The sequence below is a fragment of the Candidatus Leptovillus gracilis genome (genome assembly GCA_016716065.1).
Lineage (GTDB): Bacteria > Chloroflexota > Anaerolineae > Promineifilales > Promineifilaceae > Leptovillus > Leptovillus gracilis.
Genome location: JADJXA010000003.1, coordinates 155205 through 178372 on the forward strand (window position 1 = coordinate 155205; position 23168 = coordinate 178372).

Consider the following 23168-nt stretch of genomic DNA (forward strand, 5'->3'; position numbering starts at 1 on the left):
AAAATGTGAGCGGACGGTTTGGCTGAATGATGGTGTGGCAACAAATCTGCCAGAAAATCCTCCCTGGCAGGTTTGTTGCTTAATGAAAGGTAAAGTTATTTCCGTTCAAAACCACCGGAAAGGTAGTAGGACACGTCAACTGTGGCGGGTGGAATGAAGTCGTCATTCAGTTGGGCAACGTACCATTGGACGAAATTGGTGTGGTCGTAGGGGTCTGCGCCATCCATCAGGGTGCGCAGACTAATGAATTTGGAAACTTCGCGGCCCTGAAGGATATCTACGGCCGTTTGCAGGCAATACTTAGCCATCGAAGGCGGGTCAGGCGAGCCAACAAATTCGTAGCTATGCTCTTGCGCCAGACGGAGGAAACCGTTAGGCACATTCACCATGGCAAATTTGGGGGGTTGGATGCCGGCGTCTTCAAATGCCAGGGCTGCGCCCAGGGCCATTTCACCACCACCGGCCCATACGCCGTCAATTTGCGGATTGGCAGCCATGATGGCTTCCATTTTCTGCTTCGCTGTAGCGATGTTCCACTGGGCATATTCTGTAGCGATGATTTCGATGCCTGGATAGTTGCTTAGCGCATCCAACGCCGCCGCCTGCCAGGTTTCGGTGGAGTCCACGCCGGCGATGCCGTTGAAGACGACCACTTTACCGGCGCCGCCCATCAATTCGGCTAAACCAACGCCCGACTTGTAAGCTACTTCGTAAAAGTCCACATCCACGCGAGCGGTGAAGTTATCTCCTTCAATGCCGTTGGCGCAGAGAATAACAGGAATACCGGCGTCAATGGCGCGCTTGATGACGGTGGTCGAGGCAGCGCGTCCGAGCGGTTCCACCACAATCGCATCTGGCTGTTGTTCGATGAAGTTTTCGATGTCGCTGATTTGCTGGTTGGCGTCATTGGTAACGGCCGTTAACAGCGGACTGGCCAAAACACCCTGGGCCAACAGCTCTTCACCATAAGCGGCCATCGTCAGGTTATAGGTGTTACCCCACCCATTGCTGGCGTCTTGCTGTGAAACGGCGATGACGTAGGGGCCTTCTTTGGCGTAAGCAGCCGTGTCTACCATGGTAGCGGCGTCGGCCAGGATAGCCTGCGAGTAATCGGAGGCCAGAGCGGCTTCATTCACTTCCGGGCTGTTGATAATGGCCATGATGCCAGCGCCAGCTTCGGAAGCGACTTCTTCAGTCGTTTCCGGGGCAGCCTGAGCAATCGGTTCGCCGGTCAGCGGGCCGGTGCGATCATCCCAACCGGGCACGGGCCAGACGGCCGTTGCGGCAGCCAATTCGGGCGGCCATACGGCAACCATTTGACCGTTTTGCCATTGGGCAATCACTGAGGCGGATTCACGGAGACGGCCATGTTCATCAAATGAAGCCTGTGGCCACTGAAAGCCCCACTTACCAGCGCCATCGGTGAAGGTAGTGGTGCGCAGCGTTTCAGCCACGACTTTCGGATCAGTCGAACACGCCGCTTCCAAAGCATCGGCCAACAGCCAGGTTGACGCATAGGTGGTGTTGTATGTACCGCCCAGGTCCTGACCGGTATAATCCTTGAACTTCTGCATAAAGGCCGGGTCTACATTCAGGCTGCTCACCGGGGCGAAATCTTGTGTCACGATGATGCCATCTGCTACTTCTATGCCAGCTTCGTTCAAGAAGAAAGTGCTGCCGAAACCAGAGCCTAAAGAAATGATGCCCATCTTGGGATAGTAGCCCTGTTCTTTGGCCTGCTTAGCCATTTGGGGGGCCTGATTATTGCCTAAAGCAAACCAGACATCTGGGTCGAGTTGCTTCACGCGCAAAATTGTGTCGGTGAAGTCCTGAGCATTACCTTCATAAGTAAAACTAGCCAGGAGTTCGATGCCAGCTTCTTCCAGCCCGTGCTTCCATACTTCTTCGACTTCTGCGCCAAAGGTAAAGTTGGGGACGGTGATTACGGCCGTTTGTGCCCCTTGCTCCTTGGCCCAGGCCGTATTATCTATGCCCCACTGCTGTAACGTAGAAACAGTCTGGAACACATACTTCAAGCCACGATCTGTAATCGTACCATCGAGCGCATTCGGTACAATATAGGGTACGCTATTCCTTTCCGCGATTTCCGAAGCCGGTAGAGTCGTCCCACTGAGCGCCGACCCCATCACCGCCACAACCTTTTCCTGTGAGATGAGCCGTTCCATTTCAGAGTTACCCACCTCAGCTTTGCCCTGGGTATCTCCTTTGACCAATTCTAATTTTGCACCACCTAAACAGGCAATGCCTCCGGCGGCATTAATCTCGTCAATCGCCAACTGATGCGATTTGATATAAGGATCGCCAGCCCAACCAGCGTCCGCGCCGGTTAGCGGATACAACGCCCCGACCTTAATCACACTAACCGCAGCCCCAACCGGCTCTTGAACCGGGGTTGATGATGAATCAGGAGCGCTTGTGGCCGAGGTCGAACCATCTGTGCCTGATTGAGAGCATCCAGCGAACAATCCCATTAACAACAAAAAAGTTAGAACTATCCACAATCCTTTCTTCATTTTATCTTCTCCTTATTCTAGTCTTCACATAATCGTCACCACCTATTTTTCTTAACTTTCGGGGGCGACGCTCTACTCTCTTTCATCCATTGCCCATAACTGTCACAGCCTATCGTCCTTGAGCTTCGGTTCATCTGTTGCAAGACAATAGATGAAATTTGCCGTTAAGGGGGTCTGCTTGTGCCAGTTTCCTGCAATTTACTTTGTGAATCCTATCACAAGCGCAATAAGTATTACATAAAGAAGGAATAAAGAATCCGTAAGGGTTGCTAAAAAACACAAGTAGCAGATCTGCTTACTCAGTATGAGCCTCTTCAATTCCTAAGGAATATGTCATTCTTAAAACACAGCCAGTCCTAAACTTTACCCTTTCCTTATGTGGTCTTTATGCGCTCCTTACAGCTTTTGTGATAAATATCACATAGTCGTTTTGCTTACAGGCGGGCGTCTTGCTTTTACCTGAGCATTCACAACAGCGAAGTGTTGACAGTAAAAAAACCGTTTCTTGTTAACGAAATTGAGGAAGGTCTATACATGCAAACAGCAACTAAAATCAAAACTCTTAACGCCATGATTGATGCTATTGGCTTTCGGGGACAAAGTCTCCTCTCCATAAATGATCTGAATAACGAACAGATCTATGGTTTGTTCGAGCTGGCCCTGGCTTTGGAACCCTGGAATCGCTCCCGAATTGATTTGTTGCCCGGCAGTCTGATGGCCGCGCTCTTTTTCCAGCCGAGCACACGTACCCGCATGAGCTTTGAGGCGGCGATGGCTCGTCTGGGTGGGATGGTTATTACGGAAGCCAACCCGATGGTCTCCTCGTCGGCCGCCAAAGAGGAAAGTCTGGCCGATATGATGAAGGTCGTTTCCAAATACGCCAACGTGATTGTGCTGCGCCACCCCAACGACGTCGAAGCCCGCGACGCCTGCACTTACTCCGAGTCGCCCGTTATTAGCGGTGGCTTTGGGCATTGGGAACATCCAACCCAGGCGCTGCTGGACCTGTACACCCTGTGGCGCACACAAGGTCGGATTGATGGGGTGAAAGTGTGCATTGCCAGTTCCGATCTGGTAGCGGCGCGCACCGGCCATTCCATGGCTTATGGCCTGGCTCGCCTGGGAGCCAAAGTCACGTTGGCCAGCCCGAAAGCCAACCGGATCCCCGTCGGAGTGATGGAAAAAATCACGGCCGTTAACGGCGATGTCACCGAAGAGTTCGATTTCAACCAGGACAGCTTTAATGAGATGGCGGCCGGTATGGACCTGATCTACTTGCCCGGTTGCAGCGCGCCCAAAGGGGCCGAAGCGGAAGAATTCAAGAAGCTGATGGACCATTACTACGTCCGTCACGAGACGCTGGAAAAAGTGCGGCAAGAAGAAGGGCGCGTGATTTGTGTCACCCACACACTGCCGCGCCGCGCCGGTGAAATGGACCTGCGGATTGATACCACCCCCAGCCAACAATATTTTGAAGCCATTGCCTACAGTGTCTCGATTCGTATGGCGCTGGTGGCGAGCATTTTGGGTTAAGAAGTAGCAAGTGGCAGGCAGCGAGTAATTTGCCCGCTACCCGCTACTCGCTACTCGCCACAAAGGAGTTATTTAAATGGAAGAGAGATTGGCCGTCATCGCCATTGGTGGCAATTCGTTGATAGCGGACAAACAGCATCAATCTATCCCGGATCAATACCGGGCTGTGGAAGACACCTGCGTTCATATCGCCGACATGATTGAACAGGGGTGGACAGTAGCTATCGGGCATGGCAATGGCCCGCAGGTTGGTTTTGTGCTGCGGCGGTCGGAAATTGCCTTTAAGGTGGAAGGGTTACACGAAGTTCCGCTGGACTTTTGCGGCGCGGATACACAAGGCGCGACCGGTTACGCCTTGCAGCAAGCGCTGTACAACGAATTTCTGAAGCGTGGCATTGATAAAGCCGTGGCGACCGTGGTGACTCAGGTGGAAGTAGACCGTCACGATCCCGCTTTCCAGAACCCGTCCAAGCCGATTGGCACATTTATGGACGCCGACGAAGCGAAAAGCCGACGGGAGAAAGATGGTTGGGACGTGGTCGAAGACGCCGGCCGGGGCTGGCGGCGCGTTGTCCCCTCACCTTTGCCCATGCGTGTGGTCGAAGAACCGGCGGTCAAGAACCTCATGAGCGCTGGGATGTGCGTGATTACAGTCGGCGGTGGCGGCATTCCGGTGGTGGCCGATGAAAGCGGCAAGCTGAAAGGGATTGCGGCCGTCATTGATAAGGATTATGCCACTTCTCTGTTGGGCAATGCGTTGAACGCGGATTTGTTGATTATCAGCACGGCCGTTGAAAAAGTAGCCCTCAACTTTGGCAAACCCAACCAGCACTCACTGGACACCATCACCCTGGCCGAAGCCAAACAATATCTGGCCGAAGGCACGCACTTTGCCAAGGGCAGCATGGCTCCCAAGATTCAGGCCTGCATTTGGTTCCTGGAACGAGGCGGCAAAAAAGCCATCATCACCGACCCGCCCAACATCTCGCGGGCGCTGCGCGGCGAGACCGGGACGTCGATTGTGGCTTAGAGCCGTAATCCGTAATCCGTATACCGTATACCGTAAACGGAATACGGATTACGGATTACGGTATACGGAAAAGGGAAAAGCGAAAAAAATGGCGGCGGATTTGTACTTGAAGAACGGCCGTTTCATCACAGAAACCGGTGAATTTTATGGCGGCATGGTTATCCAGGGTGGGAAGATTGCCCAGTTGGTTGGTGGGGATACGGCTGTTGCCGCCCACCAGGAAATTGACCTGAAAGGCAAAATCGTCTTGCCCGGTCTGGTAGACGACCACGTCCACTTCAACGAACCTGGCCGCGAACATTGGGAAGGCTACACCACTGGCAGCATGGCCGCCGCCGCCGGTGGCATTACCACCGTCATGGAAATGCCGCTGAACGCCACCCCGCCGACCATTAATCTGCAACATTTGCAACACAAGCAAACGGCCGTTCTCCACAAAGCGGTGGTGGATTATGCCCTCTGGGGCGGGCTGGTAGACAACAACGTAACCGACCTGGCCGATATGCACGCCGCCGGCGTCATCGGCTTCAAGGGCTTCATGAGCAGCAGCGGCGTAGATTTTGCCCGCATAGACGACGATGTGTTGTACGCCGGGCTGCGCGAGGCGGCCCGATTGGGCACCCTGGTGGCCGTTCACGCCGAAAACGAGCATGTGACAGCGCTATTGGGCCGGGAATTGCGGGCCGACGGCCGTACCGACCGCGCGGCCTGGCATGAATCGCGCCCACCGGCCGCCGAACTGGAAGCGCTCAAGCGGGCGATTTACTGGGCCGGCGTGACCAACGGCCGTTTGCACGTCGTTCACGTCACCCTGGCCGAAGGGATGCGCGCGGCGAAGGCAGCCAAAGAAGCAGGCGTCCACGTCACCGTGGAAACCTGCCCCCATTACCTCTATTTCGATGAGGCGGATTTTGTGCGTATTGGCCCGGCGGCCAAATGCGCCCCGCCGCTGCGCAGCCGCGACGAGGTGGAAGCCCTGTGGTGCTGCGTCCTGAGCGGCCTGGTAGACACCATCGCCTCCGACCACTCCCCCTGCCCCTGGGCCGACAAAGAACCAGGCCTGGACAACATCTGGCAGGCATGGGGCGGCATCAGCGGCGTGCAAACCCTGCTGCCGGTGCTGTTGACGGAAGGCGTTCACAAACGGGGTTTAACCCTGCCACAATTGGTCCGCCTGACCTCCGCCAATCCGGCGCGCATCTTTGGCCTCTACCCGCGCAAGGGTAGCCTGCTGCCGGGCGCGGATGCTGACCTGGTCGTGGTGGACCTGGACGCCGAATGGGAACTGGCCGCGGAGGATTTATTCTACAGACACAAGCACAGCGCCTATGTCGGCTGCCAGTTCAAAGGCAAAGTGGAGCAGACGTGGGTGCGCGGGAAGCTGGTGTATGAGAACGGCCGTGTCTGCGCCGAACCCGGTTACGGCCAATTCTTGCGCCGCAACAAATTAGAACGACATGAAGTTGGTTAGGTTGTCAGCCAACCCAACCATACAAACCAACTAATCCAGAAAACGGAGAACAACCCATGACCAAACGAGTCCTTGCCGTTGACGCGGACGTAACCACAAGAAATCGCGCCATCACCAAACCGGGGCAGTACGCCATTTTGCCACGTGGTGCGCGTGTATTGAGTACCATCCCCAATTTCCAGAATGCCGTCGTGCAGGTAATGACAACGGCCGCTTTAGGCGCCCGTTTCGTCGAACACGAACTGCTCATCCAGCCCGGCGGTGGCACGATTGACCCCATTCAGGATAATTTCGAGCATTTTCTCTTCGTCATCGAAGGGACTGTGCAGTTCACCCTGAACGGCACAGCCCACGCCTTCACCACCGGCGGCTACGCCTGGCTGCCGCCGCAATCCAGCTTTGCCTTACACAATAATGGCGAGACGCTGACGCGGATGCTCTGGCTGCGACGGCGCTATGAGCCGGTGGACGGTATCCCTGTACCCGCGCCCATCGTCGCCAACGAACAAGACGTGCCCGCGCTGCCGGAAGATACCTACGTCGAAAAGCACCTCATCCCCTATGACACGGAACTGGGCTACGACATGGCTTTCAACCTGCTGATTTTTGACCCCGGCATTTACTTCAGCTTTGTAGAATCGCACATCATGGAGCATGGGCTGTATATGCTGGACGGCCGTGGCGTCTATTTCCTCAATGGTGACTACATTGAAGTGCAGAAAGACGACTACATCTACATGGCGCCCTACTGCCCGCAGTTCTTCTACGCCACCGGCTGGGAAACAGGCCGTTACATTTTGTACAAAGACATCAACCGGGATTACACCGCCGGTTTATAAGGATGGATGGTATGGAAAAATTTGACGCCATTGTCGTCGGCGCTGGGCCGGCGGGCGCGACGGCCGCTTATCTGCTGGCGCAGGCCGGGATGCAGGTGGTGGTGATTGAGCGCGGCGCGACGCCAGGCAGTAAAAATGTCTCCGGCGCGCTGCTGTTCAGCCAGATTTACAACGAGTTGTTCCCCAACTTTTGGGAAAGCGCGCCGGTGGAACGGGCGATTGTCGGCCACAGTATTGCTTTTCTGGGGCAGGAAACGTCGGTTACGCTGGATTACCGTGACCTGGACCCCACCCACACACCGCACAACGCCTACAGCGTGCTGCGCGCCTGCTTTGATCCCTGGATGGCGCAGCAGGCTGAAGATGCCGGGGCGATGTTGCTGCCGGGTTATACGGTAGAGAGACTGCTGGTGGAAAACGGCCGTGTCACCGGCATTCACGCGGGTGGCGACGATTTACTCGCCGACGTCGTCGTGGTGGCCGAAGGCACACGCTCGCAACTGCTCAAACAGGCCGGGCTGCGCGACGATTTTTATGCCGGGGATGTCTCCATCGGTGTGAAAGAAGTCATCGCCCTGCCGGAAGAAATCATCACCAACCGCTTCCAATGCCTGACGGCCGATGAAGGCGTGGCCTACACCTGCGTCGGCCACACCGGCGGTGTAGAAGGCGGTGGTTTCCTCTATACCAACAAAGAAACGCTGTCGGTGGGTGTGGTCGTCAAAATTGACGCCCTCTACAAGAGCCAGCGCCAGCCGCACGAAATTCTGGACGAATTTAAATCCCACCCGTTTATCAACCGCCTGGTTCATGGCGGCAAAGTGGTCGAATACTCCGCCCAGGCCATTCATCGCGGCGGCGTGCATCTCATCCCGCAGTTGTATGGGGATGGCTACGTAGTCGTCGGCAGCGCCGCCCGTCTGCTGCTGAACAACGTGATGACCTTACGCGGCATGGACGTGGCCGTGGCTTCGGCGGCGGCAGCGGCCAAAGCGATTCTGGCGGCCAGAGAAAAAGGCGATTATTCCCGCGCATCGCTGGCGGCCTATGAACAATTCTTCAAACAAACCGACGTGTACCAGGACATGGTGACGTTCAAAGAGACTTACGCGCTGCTGGAAAACAAGCGTCTCTTCAACGTGTATCCCGATCTGATCAGCGGCGTGATGGATGACATGTTTTCTGTGAAGGCGCGGCCGGGCAAAAAAGCGTACCGCGCCCTGCGCGACAACATGCACGACGAACTGACGCTGTGGCAAATGCTGAAAGACATGGCGCAGATAGGGAGAGGATTGGTCCGATGAGTACACGCGAACTGAGCCTGGACGACCGTCTGGGGCTGGATAAATACGAAATTGACGAAGAACACAGCCACATTCAGGTGGATCAATCGTTGTGTCTGCGCTGCCAGTTACGGCCATGTCTGACTGTTTGCCCGGCGGCCGTGTACGTGGCCGTAGACGGCGAGATTGTCGCCCGCTACGAGAACTGCCTGGAATGCGGCACCTGCCAGATCGCTTGTGACACGGGCGGACAGGGCGGCATCACCTGGAATCCACCGCAAGGCGGGTTTGGCATTGTGTTTCGCTATGGATAAGGCCTGAGGAGCCTGGTAATGAAGATAGTTGCTTGCATTAAGTATTCATTCGACGTGTCGGAAGTGAAGGTCGATCCGGCGACGAAAGAGCTGCGCCTGACCGGTGTGCCGCAGCGGGTGGGCGTGATTGATAAGAATGTGCTGGAAACGGCCGTAACCCTCAAAGAAGCCACCGGCGCGACCGTTCACGGTTTAACGCTTGCTCCAGCCGGCGCGCGCGAAGCCTTCCGTGAAGCGATGGCCATGGGGCTGGACGACCTGACCATCATTGACAGCGCCGATTTGGCCGCCGCTGGCCCGGCGGTGACAGCGATGATTCTGGCAACGGCCGTGCAAAAACTGGGCGACGTCACCCTGGTCGTCTGCGGCGAAGCCAGTGACGACGGCGTAAGCTACCAGATTCCCCCCCGCATAGCCGAGCGCCTGGGCTGGCCGCTGCTCGGCTACGCCCGCAACATCACGCTGACCGGTGAAACCATCACCGCCGACCGCGACCTGGACAGTGGGATGCAGCGGGTTGAAGGTAATTTGCCGCTCGTCCTGACGGTCACACAAGAAACCAACACCCCGCGCCGCCCCACCCTGATGGACGCCCTGAAAGCCAAGAAAAAGCCGGTGGCCGTCTGGCAAGTAGCAGCCGACCTGGGCCTGACGCCGGAACAACTTCAGGCGCGGGCAAGCGTCACCCGCACCGCGCAAGAAGGCATCGTGATCAAACGTAAACAACAGATGTTCCAGGGCGAGGATATGGCCGCGTTAGCCAATCAACTGCTAGACGCTCTGGTGGTCGAACGGGTCGTCACTGAATAGGAGCAACATGATGTCCAAGTTATTTGTTTATTCTGAGGAAACGGGCGTTTTACAGGAATTATTAGGTAAAGCCAGCCAGTCCGGGTTTGATCAGGTGGTGACGGCCGTGTTTGGCTCCGCCGCCGCCACCGCCGCGACATTGGGCGAATGGGGCGCGGACGTTGTCTACACCGTCACCGACCCCGGCCTGGAGACCTACAATCCCGAAACCTATACCGACGCCCTGGCCGGTGTCATTGGTCTGGCGGGGCCAGACCTGGTGCTGGTGGGCGCGACCAAACGCGGCCTGGAAGTAAGCGGCCAGGTGGCCGAGCGCCTGGAACTGGGCGCGGTCTCCTGGTGCGTAGATTTTACGTTTGATATGGCGAGCAAGACGGTAACGGCCGTGTGCCTCATCTACACCGGCATGGGCCAGAACACCTATCACATTACCACCCACCCGGCGCTGGCGACAGTGGCCCCCGGCACGTTCCAGCCGCAAGCCTTCCCTGGTAAAACGGCGGAAGTTGTCCCCGCTGCTGTGACGGTAAACGCGCCTCGGCTGCACGTGCTGGAGAATAACGAGAAACGGGAAACCGGCCGTCGCCTGCAAGACGCCCCTGTCATCGTAGACGTCGGTCAGGGCGTCAAAGCCCGCGAAGATTTGGCCCTGGCCGAAGAACTGGCCCAACTTCTCAGCGGGCAGGTGGCTTGCTCGCGCCCTGTTTCTTCAGAGCGCGACTGGTTCCCCGAATGGCTGGGGCTGTCCGGCCTCAAATTGTCGCCCGACCTCTGCCTCACCCTGGGAATCTCCGGCTCCATCCAACACATGATCGGCATCCGCGATTCCAAACTCATCGTCGCGGTCAACAAAGACGAGGGCGCGGGCATCTTCGCCCAGGCCGATTACGGCGTACACGCCGACCTGTATCAATTTGTTCCCGCCCTGATTACGGCAATCAAGGCGCGTTCCATTACAAAGAATTAGGAGAATAGAACATGACAAAAAAGCGCATTGGCATTGTGGGCGGCGGCATTATTGGTACGGCCGTTGCCTACCACCTCACCCACCATTACGAAGACGCCGAAGTCTTTCTCTTTGAAAAGAACACCATCGGCTCTGGCACAACCGCCAAATCGGCCGGCACCCACTGCCTCATAGACGACTCTGTGCCGCACGAATTCTGGTCCATCCGCCTCTTTGGCTTCAAATTCTACACCGACCTGGAAAAACAGTTCCCCGGCTCCACTGGTTTTGAACAAACCGGCACGCTGCTCATTGCCCCTTACCCCGAATACGAGAAGTACGCCCTCCAGGCCGTAGACCTGGCCGTCGCCTCCGGCTACCAGGCCGAATACTGGAAAGACCCGGAAAAAATTCGCACCATCATCCCCGACCTGACTCTGGATGGCGTTTTGGGCGCGGCTTACAGCCCCGACGACGGTTTCTTCGACCCCACCATGATCTCCAACACCCTGGCCCGCCTCTCGCGGGAAAAAGGGGCCACCGTCATGATTGGCACGGAAGTGCAAACGGTCAACATGGTCAACAACAAAGTCACCGGCGTAGACACCACCAAAGGCCACTTCGACCTGGACGTGCTGGTAGACGCCACCGGCCCCTGGGCGCCCTTCTTCGGCCAGAAAGTGGGCCTGGATTTGCCCATCATCCACACCAAAGCCGAAGTGTTCATTCTGGAACCGGCCGAAAGTCTGGGCTACCCCTTCCCCGTCCTCAAATACCCGCGCTTCTACGCCCGCAAAGATAAGGACAACGTCTTCATCTGCAAAGCCCACCTGACGATGGATCTCAACAATCCCGACCACGCCGGTCTGTGGAATCCGGATGATCTGCCCATGACCGGCGGCACAGACCCCTACTTCTGGGACTTCCTGACCGAAGAGCTGATGCAGCATTATCCCCGGCTGCTGGAATCTTCCGTCGCCAACGACTGGGTGGGCTATCGGGCCGAACCGAAAGATTACATGCCGGTATTGGGGCCGACCTCGGTAGACGGGTATGTATTGGCGATTGGCGCCGGCGGCAACGGCGTCATCGAAGGGCCAACCATCGGCCGTGACATTGCCCGCTACATTATGACCGGCGAAACGTCGTTCTTCATTGACAAGCTGCCTCTCTCACGCTTCGACGATCCGGCCAGATTGGAAAAGCACCACAAAGTGACGTGGTAGTCTATTGTCAGAATGGTTCAATCTTGGCCATTGAACCATTCTGATAGTTTCTAGAGGTTTAAGCATGGAGTCTGAAAAAGTATATCGTGACGACGACGTAGACATATCTATCTTGAACAACAAAGTTGTCGCTGTGCTTGGCTATGGCATTCAGGGCCGGCCGCAGGCGTTGAATTTTCGGGATAGCGGTGTCAAGGTCATCGTCGGGGCGGGGCCACGGGAGCTTTATCCAGATTGGGACCAGGCGGAAGAAGATGGTTTCGACGTGTACGACATCGGCGAGGCCACCCGGCGCGCCGACGTGGTGCATGTACTGCTGGCCGACCCGGCTCAGCCGGGCGTTTACCGGGAATCCATCCACTCCAACCTGCGGCACGGCGCAACCTTGAGCTTTTGTCACGGCTTCAACGTCCTTTACGGCTCCATCAAACCACCGCAGGATGTGAACATCACCCTCTACGTGCCGAATGCGCCCGGCCACAAAGTGCGCGAGAAGTTTCTGGAAGGCTCCGGCATTTACGGCGCGGTCAGCGTGGAACAAGACGTCACCGGCGATGCCCGCGAGATTGTGCTGGCAATTGCCAAAGCCGCCGGCAGCACCCGCGTCGGCGTGGTGGAACTCTCGTTTCAGCATGAAACTGAGGGCGACAACTTTGAAGAGCAGGTGCTTTACGGTGGGGCAATTCACCTGATGAAAGCGGTTTTCGACACGATGGTGGAAAACGGCTACCCGCCCTACTTTGCCTATGCCAAAGCCATCCGCTCGCTGCGCACGGTGATTGACGTGATGGATGATATCGGCATTGAAGCCTACATCTCGGAACGCAGCAGCCGCACCTGCGAATTTGCCGTGCGCACCAGCGGGCCGCGGGTGATCAATTACGACGAAGTCAAAAAGATTTTTCAGGAGACAGAGCGCGGCGAATTTGCCGCCCGTTGGATGGAAGAGTGGCGGTTGGGCATGCCCCGGCTGCATCGCCTGCGCCGTACCGGGGCAAACTCGGTTATGGAGAAGGTCGGTCGTGAATGGCGCAAGCTGTTTGATAAGGGTTAGACGGCCGTTACCAAAAAATCAGAAAAAGTTGGTTGGTTTAAGCAAAACCAACCAACTAACCAACAACCAACATATACACTTTGAGGAGAAATTAAAATGGTTACTGAAGGATTAAAAGGGCGGGACTTTTTGCGCCTGCAAGATTTCACGAAAGCGGAACTGGAGACCATGCTGGAATTGGGCCTGCAACTGAAGGCGGACAATACCATGCGCCGCGCCCATGACACGATTCTACCGCGACGCACATTGTTCATGATGTTCTTCAACCCCAGCCTGCGCACGCGCAACAGCTTTGAGGCCGGTATCTTCCAGTTGGGCGGCCACGGCCATTTTCTGGAACCATCGTCTACACGGCTGCCAACCCTGGAAGGCGAAGACCTGGGCTACGCCTCCGAGCGCATCTCCGACGTGGCGCGCGTCCTCTCGCGCATGGGCGACGCCATCGCCATCCGTATTCTGGGTGACGTGGTGGGTTGGGAATATGACAAGAGCTTCCGTATCATTGAAGAATTTGCCAAATGGTCACATGCGCCGGTGATTAATATGGAAGACAACAAATATCACCCCTGCCAGGGCATGGCCGACGCGATGGCGTTGTGGGAGTTGTATGGCAAGAATTTGAACGGCCGTAAAGTCGCCGTTACCTGGACCTATGGCTCCAGCCCTAAAAAACCCATCGCCCCTCACCACGATTTCATGTACATGGCCAGCCTCTTTGGCGCCGACCTGGTCTTTGCCCGGCCGCCCGAAATGCGCATTGATCCCGGCATCGAGAACGACATTCGCGCCAACGCTCTCGCCAGCGGCGGTACGTATCAGGTCGTCGAAAACATGGAAGACGCCTGCGAAAATGCCGACGTGGTCTACGCCAAGAATTACGTTTGCCTGGACCTGCTGCCGCCCGTCACCGCACAGCCGGAAAAAGACGAGATGATGAAACTGTTCGGCAAATACAAGAATTGGATCGCCGACGAAGCACGCATGAATCTCGCCAAACCGACCGCCCAATACATGCACTGCCTGCCCTGCGAACGCGGCGCGGAAGTGTCCGACGCTGTGTTGGATGGCAAGTGGGGCGACACCTGCTTTAACGAAGCGGAAAACCGTTTGCACGCGCAAAAAGGTGTGATGGCCGCGATTATGCCGTAAACCGTATTCCGTAAACGGACTACGGTTTACGGATTTGGATGCACGGCCGTAACCTGTATACGGCCGTGCATCCATTTTTTGGTTTGTTCACTGGATCGTCTGCTGACCGGCCAACGAACAAACTTCTGCAAAGAGGAACCCATGAGCAAAATAGAACCTGGATTATTCTATACCCAAGACGATGAATGGTTACGAGTGGAAGGTGATGAAGCGGTGATCGGCATTTCTGACCATGCTCAAGACGCTTTGTCTGACATCGTTTATCTGGAACTACCCAACGTCGGTGACAGCTTCGAACAAGGCGATGCCTTTGGCGTCATCGAATCGGTCAAAGCGGCCGCCGACCTGTTTATGCCCGTCGCCGGCGAAATCATCGCCGTCAACAACGCCCTGGTGGACAGCCCCGAACAACTAAACAGCGCCCCGTATGCCTCCTGGCTGGTCCGCATCAAACTAAGCGATCTGGAGCAGGTAACGTCCTTGATGGATGCCGACGCCTACCTGGCGTACCATGAGGAAGCGTAAGGCGTATTCCGTAAACTGTATTCCGTAAGCCGTATTCCGTAAACCGTATACGGAACACGGAATACGGAACCAAGAGGAACTATGATAAAACCCACACCCTCTGTACTTGAATTATTGGACCCGACCGACCACTTCGTAGACCGGCATATTGGGCCGCGCCCGGAGGAGATTGAGACGATGTTAACGGCCGTTCACGCCACCTCCCTCGACGACCTCATCCACCAAACCGTGCCGGAACGCATCCGGCTCACGGCCCCGTTGAACCTGGAAACGCCGCGCACCGAATCACAAATCCTGGCCGAACTGCGCGAACTGGCCGGGCGCAACAAGCTCTATCGTTCCTTCATCGGCCTGGGCTACTACGACTGCATCATGCCGCCGGTGGTGATGCGCAACATCTTCGAGAATCCAGGCTGGTATACCCAATACACCCCCTACCAGGCCGAAATCGCCCAGGGACGGCTGGAAGCGCTGCTCAACTTCCAGACCATGATCACCGACCTCACCGGCATGGAGATCGCTAACGCCTCGCTGTTGGACGAAGGCACGGCCGCCGCTGAAGCGATGACCCTCTGCCTGCGCCAACGGCCGCGCAAATCCACCGCCGACGTTTTTTTTGTCTCTGAACTCTGCCATCCGCAAACCATCGCCGTGGTCGAAAATCGCGCTGCGCCGTTGGGTATCCGGGTCGTCGTCGGCAACCACAACAGCTACGATTTTGCCCAGACGTTTGGCGCGCTGCTGCAATACCCGGCCACCAACGGCGACATTCTCGATTATGAACCATTCGTCGTCGAAGCCCACGCCCACGATGTCCTCGTCGTCGTGGCGACGGACTTGCTGGCGCTGACGCTGCTGCGCCCGCCCGGCGAGTTTGGCGCGGACGTGGTGGTGGGCAACAGCCAGCGCTTTGGCGTGCCGATGGGGTTTGGCGGGCCACATGCCGCTTTCTTCGCCACCAGCGAAGCCTACAAACGCAACATGCCCGGCCGACTGATCGGCGTCTCGATAGACTCCAACGGCAACCCGGCCATGCGCCTCTCGCTGCAAACCCGCGAACAGCACATCCGCCGCGAAAAGGCCACCAGCAATATCTGCACGGCGCAGGTGCTGCTGGCGATTCTGGCCTCGATGTATGCGGTGTATCACGGGCCGGACGGGATTCGGCTGCGGGCGCAAAGGATTCGGGTGTTAACGGCCGTTCTCGGCAAAGCTCTGCAACAACTCGGCTACACCATCAACGACGCCCCCGTCTTCGATACCCTGCAAATCGCTGGCGGCCCCCGCGACCAGGCAACCATCCGCGCCGCCGCGCTGGCCCAGGAAATCAACCTGCGCTACTACGAAGACGGCCGTATTGGCATCGCCTTCGACGAAATCACACGCCTCAACCACGTCGAAGCGCTGCTGGCTGTCTTCGGCGCTGCGCCCGGTTCTGTGGACATCAAAGCCCTGGCGCAAAGCGTGGAATTGGCCTACGGCGCACCCTACGACCGGCAAAGCGATTACCTCACCCACCCCGTCTTCAACCGCTACCACTCCGAAACGGAGATGATGCGCTACATCAACAAGCTGCAATCGCGCGACCTCTCGCTGACCCATTCGATGATTCCGCTGGGGTCTTGCACCATGAAGCTCAACGCCACGGCCGAAATGCTGCCCCTGATGTGGCCCAAGTTTGGCGCGCTGCATCCCTTCGTCCCGGCCGACCAGGCGGAGGGCTACCACGAATTGTTCCGGCGGCTGGAAGGCTGGCTGGCGGAGATTACAGGCTTTACGGCCGTTTCCCTGCAACCCAACTCCGGAGCAGCCGGCGAATACACCGGGATGCTCGTCATCCGCGCCTATCACCTCGACCGGGGCGACGACCGGCGCACCGTCTGCCTCATCCCCAGTTCGGCGCATGGCACCAACCCGGCCAGCGCCGTCATGGCCGGCTTTGAAGTGGTCGTGGTGGATTGTGACGAAGCGGGCAACATTGACGTGGCCGATCTGCGCGCCAAAGCCGAGCAATACAAAGAGACGTTGGGCGCGGTGATGGTGACGTATCCCTCCACGCACGGCGTCTTTGAAGAGAGCGTCGTGGAAATCTGCCAGATCATCCACGCCAACGGTGGGCAGGTCTACATGGACGGCGCGAACATGAACGCCCAGGTGGGCCTCACGTCGCCGGGTCACATCGGCGCGGACGTCTGCCATCTGAACCTGCACAAGACCTTCGCCATTCCGCATGGCGGCGGCGGGCCGGGCGTCGGGCCGATTGGCGTGGCGGCGCACCTGGCCCCCTTCCTGCCGGGACATCCCCTGGCGGTAGGGCGAGTGGGCGGCGCGAAGGCGATTGGCCCGGTATCGGCCGCGCCCTGGGGCAGCGCCAGCATCGTCACCATTTCTTACGCCTACATCGCCATGATGGGCGCGGCCGGCTGACCCGCGCCACGCAGATGGCGATTCTCAACGCCAATTACGTGGCCGAGCGACTCGATCCTTACTATCCGGTGCTGTACAAAGGACAAAACGGCCGTGTCGCCCACGAGTGCATCCTGGATTTGCGCCCCCTGAAAGACGTCATCTCGGTGATGGACGTGGCGAAGCGGCTGATGGACTATGGCTTCCATGCGCCCACCGTCGCCTTCCCGGTCCCCGGCACGCTGATGATCGAACCAACGGAGAGCGAATCCAAGGTGGAGCTAGACCGCTTCTGCCAGGCGATGATTCAAATTCGGGAAGAGATTCGCGCCATTGAGACCGGGCAGGCTGACCTGCACGACAACGTGGTGGTCAATGCGCCGCACACGGCCGTGGCCGCAACGAGTGAAACGTGGGAACGGCCGTACTCCCGTGCCCAGGCCGCCTTCCCTGCCGCCTGGGTCAAAGATTGGAAGTTCTGGCCGCCCGTCGGCCGCATAGACGACGTCTACGGCGACCGCAACCTCGTTTGCACCTGCCCGCCCATCGAAGCCTACGCGCCTACAGACTAAATACCAGCCTGGGAGCGCGGGCGTCCCGCCCGCAAAAGCAGGCGGGACGCCTGCGCTCCCAGGGAAAAGGGACACCCGTGACCAAACCTTTACAAAAAACCAACATCCATGCCTGGCACGCGGCCAACGGTGGCCGGATGGTGCCGTTTGCCGGCTGGGAAATGCCCGTGCAATATCCCACCGGCCCGTTAGAAGAACACAAAGCCACACGCACCGTGGCTGGGCTGTTCGACATTGACCACATGGGCCAGATGGAAGTGCGCGGGCCGCAGGCCGAAGCGTTCGTCAACTATCTTGTCACCTACGATGTGCGCCGGATGGCGCTGAACGACGCCCATTATTCGCTGATGTGTTACCCGGATGGCGGGGTGGTAGACGACATCTTCATCTACAAATTGGCCGACGCGGTCGGCGACGTTTACTTTTTCATCGCCATCAATGCCGGCAACCGGCACAAAGACGTGCAATGGGCTTCGGCTCAGGCCGCCAGCTACGACGTCACGCTGACGGACGTCTCCGATGAGACATACATGCTCGCTTTTCAAGGCCCGCAGGCTCCGGCCATCCTCAACCGGCTGACGCAGGCCAATCTGGAAAGCGTGCCGCGCTTTACGGCGCTGCACGACACCCTCTTTGGCGTGCCGGTTCTGCTAGGCCGCACCGGCTACACCGGCGAAGACGGCTTCGAGCTGTACTTCCCGGCCGAACACGCCGTGACCATCTGGGAAGGCATCTTGCAAACCGGCCAGGCCGATGGCGTGCTGCCCATTGGGCTGGCGGCGCGGGATAGTCTGCGCTTTGAGCCGTGTATGCCGCTCTACGGTCACGAGCTGTCGCCCACCATTTCCCCGGTCGAGGCCCGGCTGACGTTTGCCGTCAGTTTCGACAAACCCTTCATTGGCCGCGATGCGCTGCTGAAGCAAAAGCTAGAAAAGCCAGCGCGAGTGTCGGTGGGCATCGAACTTCTGGAACGTGGGGTGATACGCGAAACGTATCCGGTTTATGGCAACGGCCGTGACGTCGGCGTCGTCACCAGTGGCATGTTTTCACCCACCACAGGGCGCTACCTGGGCATGGCTCTGGTCGCCGCCGAATTCTCAGCCATCGGCACGGAACTGGACGTGCAGGTGCGCGATAAATTGAAGAAGGTGAAGGTAGTGAAACGGCCGTTTTACACCCCTGCCTATCGTTAAAAATCATACTCAGAGATTGGGCCAATCTTCAAGATTGGCCCAATCTGAGGAACACACCCAACCCATGAGCATCCGAAAAGAAGCAGAACATCTCAAACTATTTCTGCCCGGCCCCACCGAAGTCCGGCCAGAAATCCTCGACGCCCAGGCCAACTGGATGGTTGGCCACCGTATGCCCGAAGCCATCCAGCTCTTTGGGCGCATCCAACCCAAACTGCGCCAGGTATTTCGCACCCAATACCGCGTCTACGTCGCGGCCGCCTCTGGGACGGGCATGTGGGAAGCCGCCAGCCGTAACTGTGTGGCGCACAAAGTGCTGCACTGCACCAACGGCTCCTTTGGCGACCGCTGGATCGAAGTTTCGCAAACCAACGGCAAAGAAGTGGACGTGTTGGACGTGGAATGGGGTAAGCCTGTCTTGCCGGAAATGGTGGTCGAACAGCTGGCCACCGGTGGCTTCGACGCCGTGGCGTTGGTGCAAAATGAGACCAGCGTCGGCGTAGCGAATCCGGTGCAAGAGATTGCAACGGCCGTGCGCCAGCTACCCGGCGGTCAAGACATCACCATCATGGTAGACGCCGTCAGTGGGCTGACCGGCATGGCGATGGAACCCGATCTCTGGGACCTGGACATCGTCCTGACCTCCAGCCAGAAAGCGTTCGCCCTGCCGCCTGGGTTGGCCTTCGCCTCCGTCTCCGACCGCGCTTTGGAAAAAGCGAAAACCATTCCCTATCGCGGTTACTACTTTGATTATGTCACGTTGGAAAAATATATGGTCAAGGATCAGACCCCGGCGACGCCGGCCATCTCCCTGTTGTATGCGCTGGACATGCAGCTAGACGCTATCCTGGCAGAAGGGCTGGAGGCGCGCTGGGCGCGCCATCTGGCGATGCGCGACCTGGTGGTGCGGTGGGCCAAAACTCGCGGCTTCCAGCTTTTTGCCGAAGAAGCGTATGCTTCCCCCACCGTCACGACGATTGCCAACGCGCATGGTCTGGTGGTGAAAGATCTGAATGCCTTCTTGCGGCAGCGAGGCATGGTCGTCTCTAATGGCTACGGCAAATTGAAGGACAAATGTTTTCGCATTGGTCACATGGGCGATTGGCAAGTAACGGACATTGAGGAATTGTTGGTCAATATAGACAGCTATCTGCGCATGTTGGATGTGGTCTTCTAAATGATTGATTTGCTTTTGCGGGACGTGGTAACGGCCGTTGCCCCCGAACCAGTGTGTGTAGCGGTGCATGACGGCCGTATTCTCGCCATTGGTCCAACCCTGAATTACGTGGCAAAACAGGAGGTGGCGGGCAACGGCCGTTACCTGATCCCCGGCTTTGTCGAAAGCCACCTGCATCTGGACATCGCTCTCAGCAATGACCCGCATAAACCTGGCCGAACCGTTCCCTACGCCTCCATGTCCGAACTCAACGCGGCCATCGAGCGCCGCCGACGCGCCTTCACCCATGAAGAGATTGTGGAGCGGGCGACGGCCGCGTTGCGATTGGGTCTGCGCCATGGCACAACGGCCGTGCGCGCCCAATGCCACCTGGACACCGAAATCGGCCTCAAGCACATCGTTGCCCTGCAAGCGGTCAAAGAGGCCGTGGCCGATTGGCTGACCCTGCAAATTGTCGCCTTCCCGCAGCAAGGGCTGCTGCGCGATCCGCGCACGCTGGATTTGTTCCGCGAAGCCTTCCGCTGTGGCGCGGACGTGATGGGCGGCGCGGCCAACATCGAAACCGGCTTCACCATGCAAGAGCACATAGACGCCGCCTTCGCCCTGGCGATGAAACTGGACCGCGACCTGGACATCCACGCCGATTTGAGCCTGAAACCGGATGTGACCCTGGACGATTTAGAGGTCGTCCACATCGCCCGGCGCACGTTGGACTATGGCTACCAGGGTCGCGTCACCGTCGGCCACGCCTGCACACTGGATTCCGCATCGCCGGAGGTGGCCGCGCAGGCCATCGCCCTGCTGCAAGAAGCCGACATCACCGTGACCAGCCAGCCAGACCTGTACCGCCTGGGGCGCGAAGACCGGCAGCACGTCCGGCGCGGCCTGACGCGAGTGAAGGAACTGCTGGCCGCCGGAGTGAACGTGACGTATGCCTCGAATAATGTAAGGGATGCGTTACGGCCGTTAGGCAACCTGAACCTGCTGGAAGAAGCGCTCATTCTGGCTTACGGAGCGCACATGGACACCGTGGTCGAATTGGAGACGCTGCTGCGCATGAGCACGACCAACGCTGCCCGCGCCCTGCGCTTGCCCGATTATGGCCTGGAACCGGGCTGCATCGCTGACATGGTGTTGCTGGATGCGCCCTCCGCGTCAGCGGCCATCGTCGGCCAGGCGGAGAAGTGTTACGTGTTCAAAGCGGGCAAGCTGCGGGCGATGAATAAGCGGCAGAGCCAGCTAACAATGAACAATTAACAGTTAACAGTGAACTGTTAATTGTTCACTGTTCACTGTTAACTGTTGTTTGAGGTTTGGATATGATTGATAAACAATTGCCGCGTGTTTTGGTGTGTGAACCACTGCATGAGGCAGGATTGGAACTGCTGGCAACGGCCGTTGACGTGGACGTGCAAACCGACCTGACCCAGGCCGAACTCAGCGCCCTGCTGCCCTGTTATGACGGTCTCATCGTGCGCCGCGAAACCCAGGTAACAGCCGAACTGCTAGATTTTGGCTTTCGCCTGAAAATTATCGGTAGGGCGTTACCTGGTTTAGATAACATAGACGTGGCTGCGGCTAAAGCCAGAGGCATCGAGGTGGTCAACGCCCCGGCGGCCAACACCATGGCCATTGCCGAACACACTCTGGGCCTGCTGCTGGCCATGGCACGCCGTCTACCCTGGGCAGAAACAAGTCTGCGCCTGGGCACAGGTCAACGGGAACAGTTGACCGGCATGGGGCTTTACGGAAAAACATTGGGTATTGTTGGTTTTGGGCCGGTTGGTCGACAGATAGCCGTGCGCGCTCAGGCGTTTGGCATGAAAATTCTCGTCAACCAGCCCCAACTCACGCCGGAACTAGCCCTGGAAGCCAACGTCAAATCCGTAGACCTGGACGATCTGCTGGTGCTGTCGGATTTTGTGACGTTGCACGTGCCGGTGACGTTGGAGACTTATCACCTCATCGCTGCTCAAGAGCTGGCGCACATGAAGTCAACCGCTTATTTGCTCAATTCGGCCTACGGCCAGCTTGTAGACGAAGCGGCGCTGCTGAAAGCCCTGGACAACGGGCAAATTGCCGGAGCCGCACTGGACGTGTTGGCGGGCGACGAATCGCCCCAACATCCATTGGTGCAGCACCCACGGGTGATTGTGACACCCCACATCGCCGGTTATACCCTAGATGCAGCGCGTGAAGCAGCCATCACCGTCGCCGAGAAGTTTCTCGATTTTTTCGCTGCCAACGAAGTGGAGCCTGTCTTACCGTTACGCATTGTGCCCTCGGACAAAGTTTTCCCGCACGAATTGTTTGATCAGAAGCGCGTGCTGCGTCTGGCGAACCGCTTGCTGGCTTCCGGCCAGTTGAAGAATCCGCCGCTGGTCATGGAAACAGAGAAAGGGTACATGGTGCTGGATGGTGCGACACGCTCGACGGCGCTGCGCCAATTGGGTCTTCCCCATATGTTGGTGCAAGTTTTCCGATCGGACGCCGAGGGTTTGCAGCTTAAGACGTGGTATCACGTCATTCGTCAGATTGACCGGGTTGACTTGCTCGATTTGCTTCATTCGCTGCCCGATATTGAACTGGCTGTTAGCACGGTCGCTGATGTCACCGAAGAACAGTTGGCGTATGGCAGTTTGTGTTATATGCAATTTGCCGATGGGCCGGTCTATCTGGTGCAGGCTCGGTCGGGCGTCAATCGTCTGGAGGCGCTTAACCAGTTAACTGCCGCTTACATTGATGCCAGCCACACATCACGCACCCTGATTCAGGACATGGCCAAACTCCAACATGAGTTTCCGGACATGACAGCGCTGGTTGTTTTTCCGGTTTATACGGTGGATCAGGTGATTCAGTTGGCACAGGCGGGGCGACGGTTGCCAGCGGGCATTACGCGATTTATCGTGCCCGGCCGGATTTTGCGCGTCAATTTAGACCTGGAAGTTCTACGCACTGACCAAACGCTGCGTGAAAAAAACCGTTGGCTGCATGAGCAATTATTGGAGAAGCAACGAAACGGCCGTATCCGCTTCTACGCCGAACCCGTTTATTTGTTGGATGAATAGTAGCGGGTAGCGAGTCCAGAAAGAACCCGCTGCTCGCC

17 protein-coding genes and 1 pseudogene are annotated in these 23168 nt (G+C 57.7%); 17 read left to right on the top strand and 1 reads right to left on the bottom strand.

Features of this window, described 5'->3' with window-relative positions; genetic code table 11:
• Positions 1–95 precede the first annotated feature (95 nt).
• Entirely contained in the window at positions 96–2378 is a 2283-nt protein-coding gene (locus tag IPM39_09590; protein MBK8986318.1) for an ABC transporter substrate-binding protein, read from the bottom strand.
• 690 nt (positions 2379–3068) lie between these two features.
• Between IPM39_09590 and IPM39_09595 the strand changes: the two genes are divergently transcribed.
• The 17 genes and pseudogenes from IPM39_09595 (at position 3069) to IPM39_09675 (ending at position 23130) form a co-directional block, all read left to right on the top strand.
• Positions 3069–4067: an aspartate carbamoyltransferase gene (locus IPM39_09595; protein ID MBK8986319.1), complete on the top strand. Its 999-nt coding sequence runs from the start codon at positions 3069–3071 to the stop codon at positions 4065–4067.
• A 76-nt stretch (positions 4068–4143) separates the two neighbouring features.
• On the top strand, positions 4144–5097 hold the full coding sequence (arcC, locus tag IPM39_09600) for a carbamate kinase (protein MBK8986320.1): 954 nt from the start codon (positions 4144–4146) through the stop codon (positions 5095–5097).
• An 88-nt stretch (positions 5098–5185) separates the two neighbouring features.
• Positions 5186–6568, top strand: coding sequence for an allantoinase AllB (gene allB, locus IPM39_09605; protein MBK8986321.1), 1383 nt, complete (start codon positions 5186–5188; stop codon positions 6566–6568).
• Between the two features lie 56 nt (positions 6569–6624).
• Entirely contained in the window at positions 6625–7407 is a 783-nt protein-coding gene (locus IPM39_09610) for a cupin domain-containing protein (protein ID MBK8986322.1), read from the top strand.
• An 11-nt stretch (positions 7408–7418) separates the two neighbouring features.
• Positions 7419–8711: an FAD-dependent oxidoreductase gene (locus IPM39_09615; protein ID MBK8986323.1), complete on the top strand. Its 1293-nt coding sequence runs from the start codon at positions 7419–7421 to the stop codon at positions 8709–8711.
• A complete protein-coding gene (locus IPM39_09620) occupies positions 8708–9004 on the top strand; it encodes a 4Fe-4S dicluster domain-containing protein (protein ID MBK8986324.1) in 297 nt (98 codons plus the stop codon). Before IPM39_09615 ends, IPM39_09620 begins: the two co-directional genes overlap by 4 nt.
• Positions 9005–9022: 18 nt before the next feature.
• A complete protein-coding gene (locus IPM39_09625) occupies positions 9023–9814 on the top strand; it encodes an electron transfer flavoprotein subunit beta/FixA family protein (GenBank protein ID MBK8986325.1) in 792 nt (263 codons plus the stop codon).
• 7 nt (positions 9815–9821) lie between these two features.
• Positions 9822–10781 carry an electron transfer flavoprotein subunit alpha/FixB family protein gene (locus IPM39_09630; GenBank protein ID MBK8986326.1) on the top strand — a complete coding sequence of 320 codons (960 nt, stop codon included), beginning with the start codon at positions 9822–9824 and terminating at the stop codon, positions 10779–10781.
• A gap of 11 nt (positions 10782–10792) precedes the next feature.
• A complete protein-coding gene (locus IPM39_09635; protein ID MBK8986327.1) occupies positions 10793–11986 on the top strand; it encodes an FAD-binding oxidoreductase in 1194 nt (397 codons plus the stop codon).
• Between the two features lie 64 nt (positions 11987–12050).
• Positions 12051–13040, top strand: a complete 990-nt coding sequence (ilvC, locus tag IPM39_09640) for a ketol-acid reductoisomerase (GenBank protein MBK8986328.1) — start codon at positions 12051–12053, stop codon at positions 13038–13040.
• A 96-nt stretch (positions 13041–13136) separates the two neighbouring features.
• Complete coding sequence (locus IPM39_09645) at positions 13137–14189, top strand: ornithine carbamoyltransferase (GenBank protein ID MBK8986329.1); 1053 nt, start codon at positions 13137–13139, stop codon at positions 14187–14189.
• Between the two features lie 141 nt (positions 14190–14330).
• Entirely contained in the window at positions 14331–14714 is a 384-nt protein-coding gene (gene gcvH / locus IPM39_09650) for a glycine cleavage system protein GcvH (protein ID MBK8986330.1), read from the top strand.
• 81 nt (positions 14715–14795) lie between these two features.
• Positions 14796–17692, top strand: a pseudogene (gcvP, locus tag IPM39_09655) (aminomethyl-transferring glycine dehydrogenase).
• A gap of 77 nt (positions 17693–17769) precedes the next feature.
• Positions 17770–18885: a glycine cleavage system aminomethyltransferase GcvT gene (gene gcvT, locus IPM39_09660; protein ID MBK8986331.1), complete on the top strand. Its 1116-nt coding sequence runs from the start codon at positions 17770–17772 to the stop codon at positions 18883–18885.
• A gap of 64 nt (positions 18886–18949) precedes the next feature.
• Positions 18950–20062: an alanine--glyoxylate aminotransferase family protein gene (locus tag IPM39_09665; protein MBK8986332.1), complete on the top strand. Its 1113-nt coding sequence runs from the start codon at positions 18950–18952 to the stop codon at positions 20060–20062.
• The gene (locus IPM39_09670; protein ID MBK8986333.1) at positions 20063–21319 is read left to right on the top strand and encodes an amidohydrolase family protein; all 1257 of its coding nucleotides are present in this window, start codon (positions 20063–20065) and stop codon (positions 21317–21319) included.
• Positions 21320–21381: 62 nt separating this feature from the next.
• Complete coding sequence (locus IPM39_09675) at positions 21382–23130, top strand: hypothetical protein (GenBank protein ID MBK8986334.1); 1749 nt, start codon at positions 21382–21384, stop codon at positions 23128–23130.
• Positions 23131–23168 lie beyond the last annotated feature (38 nt).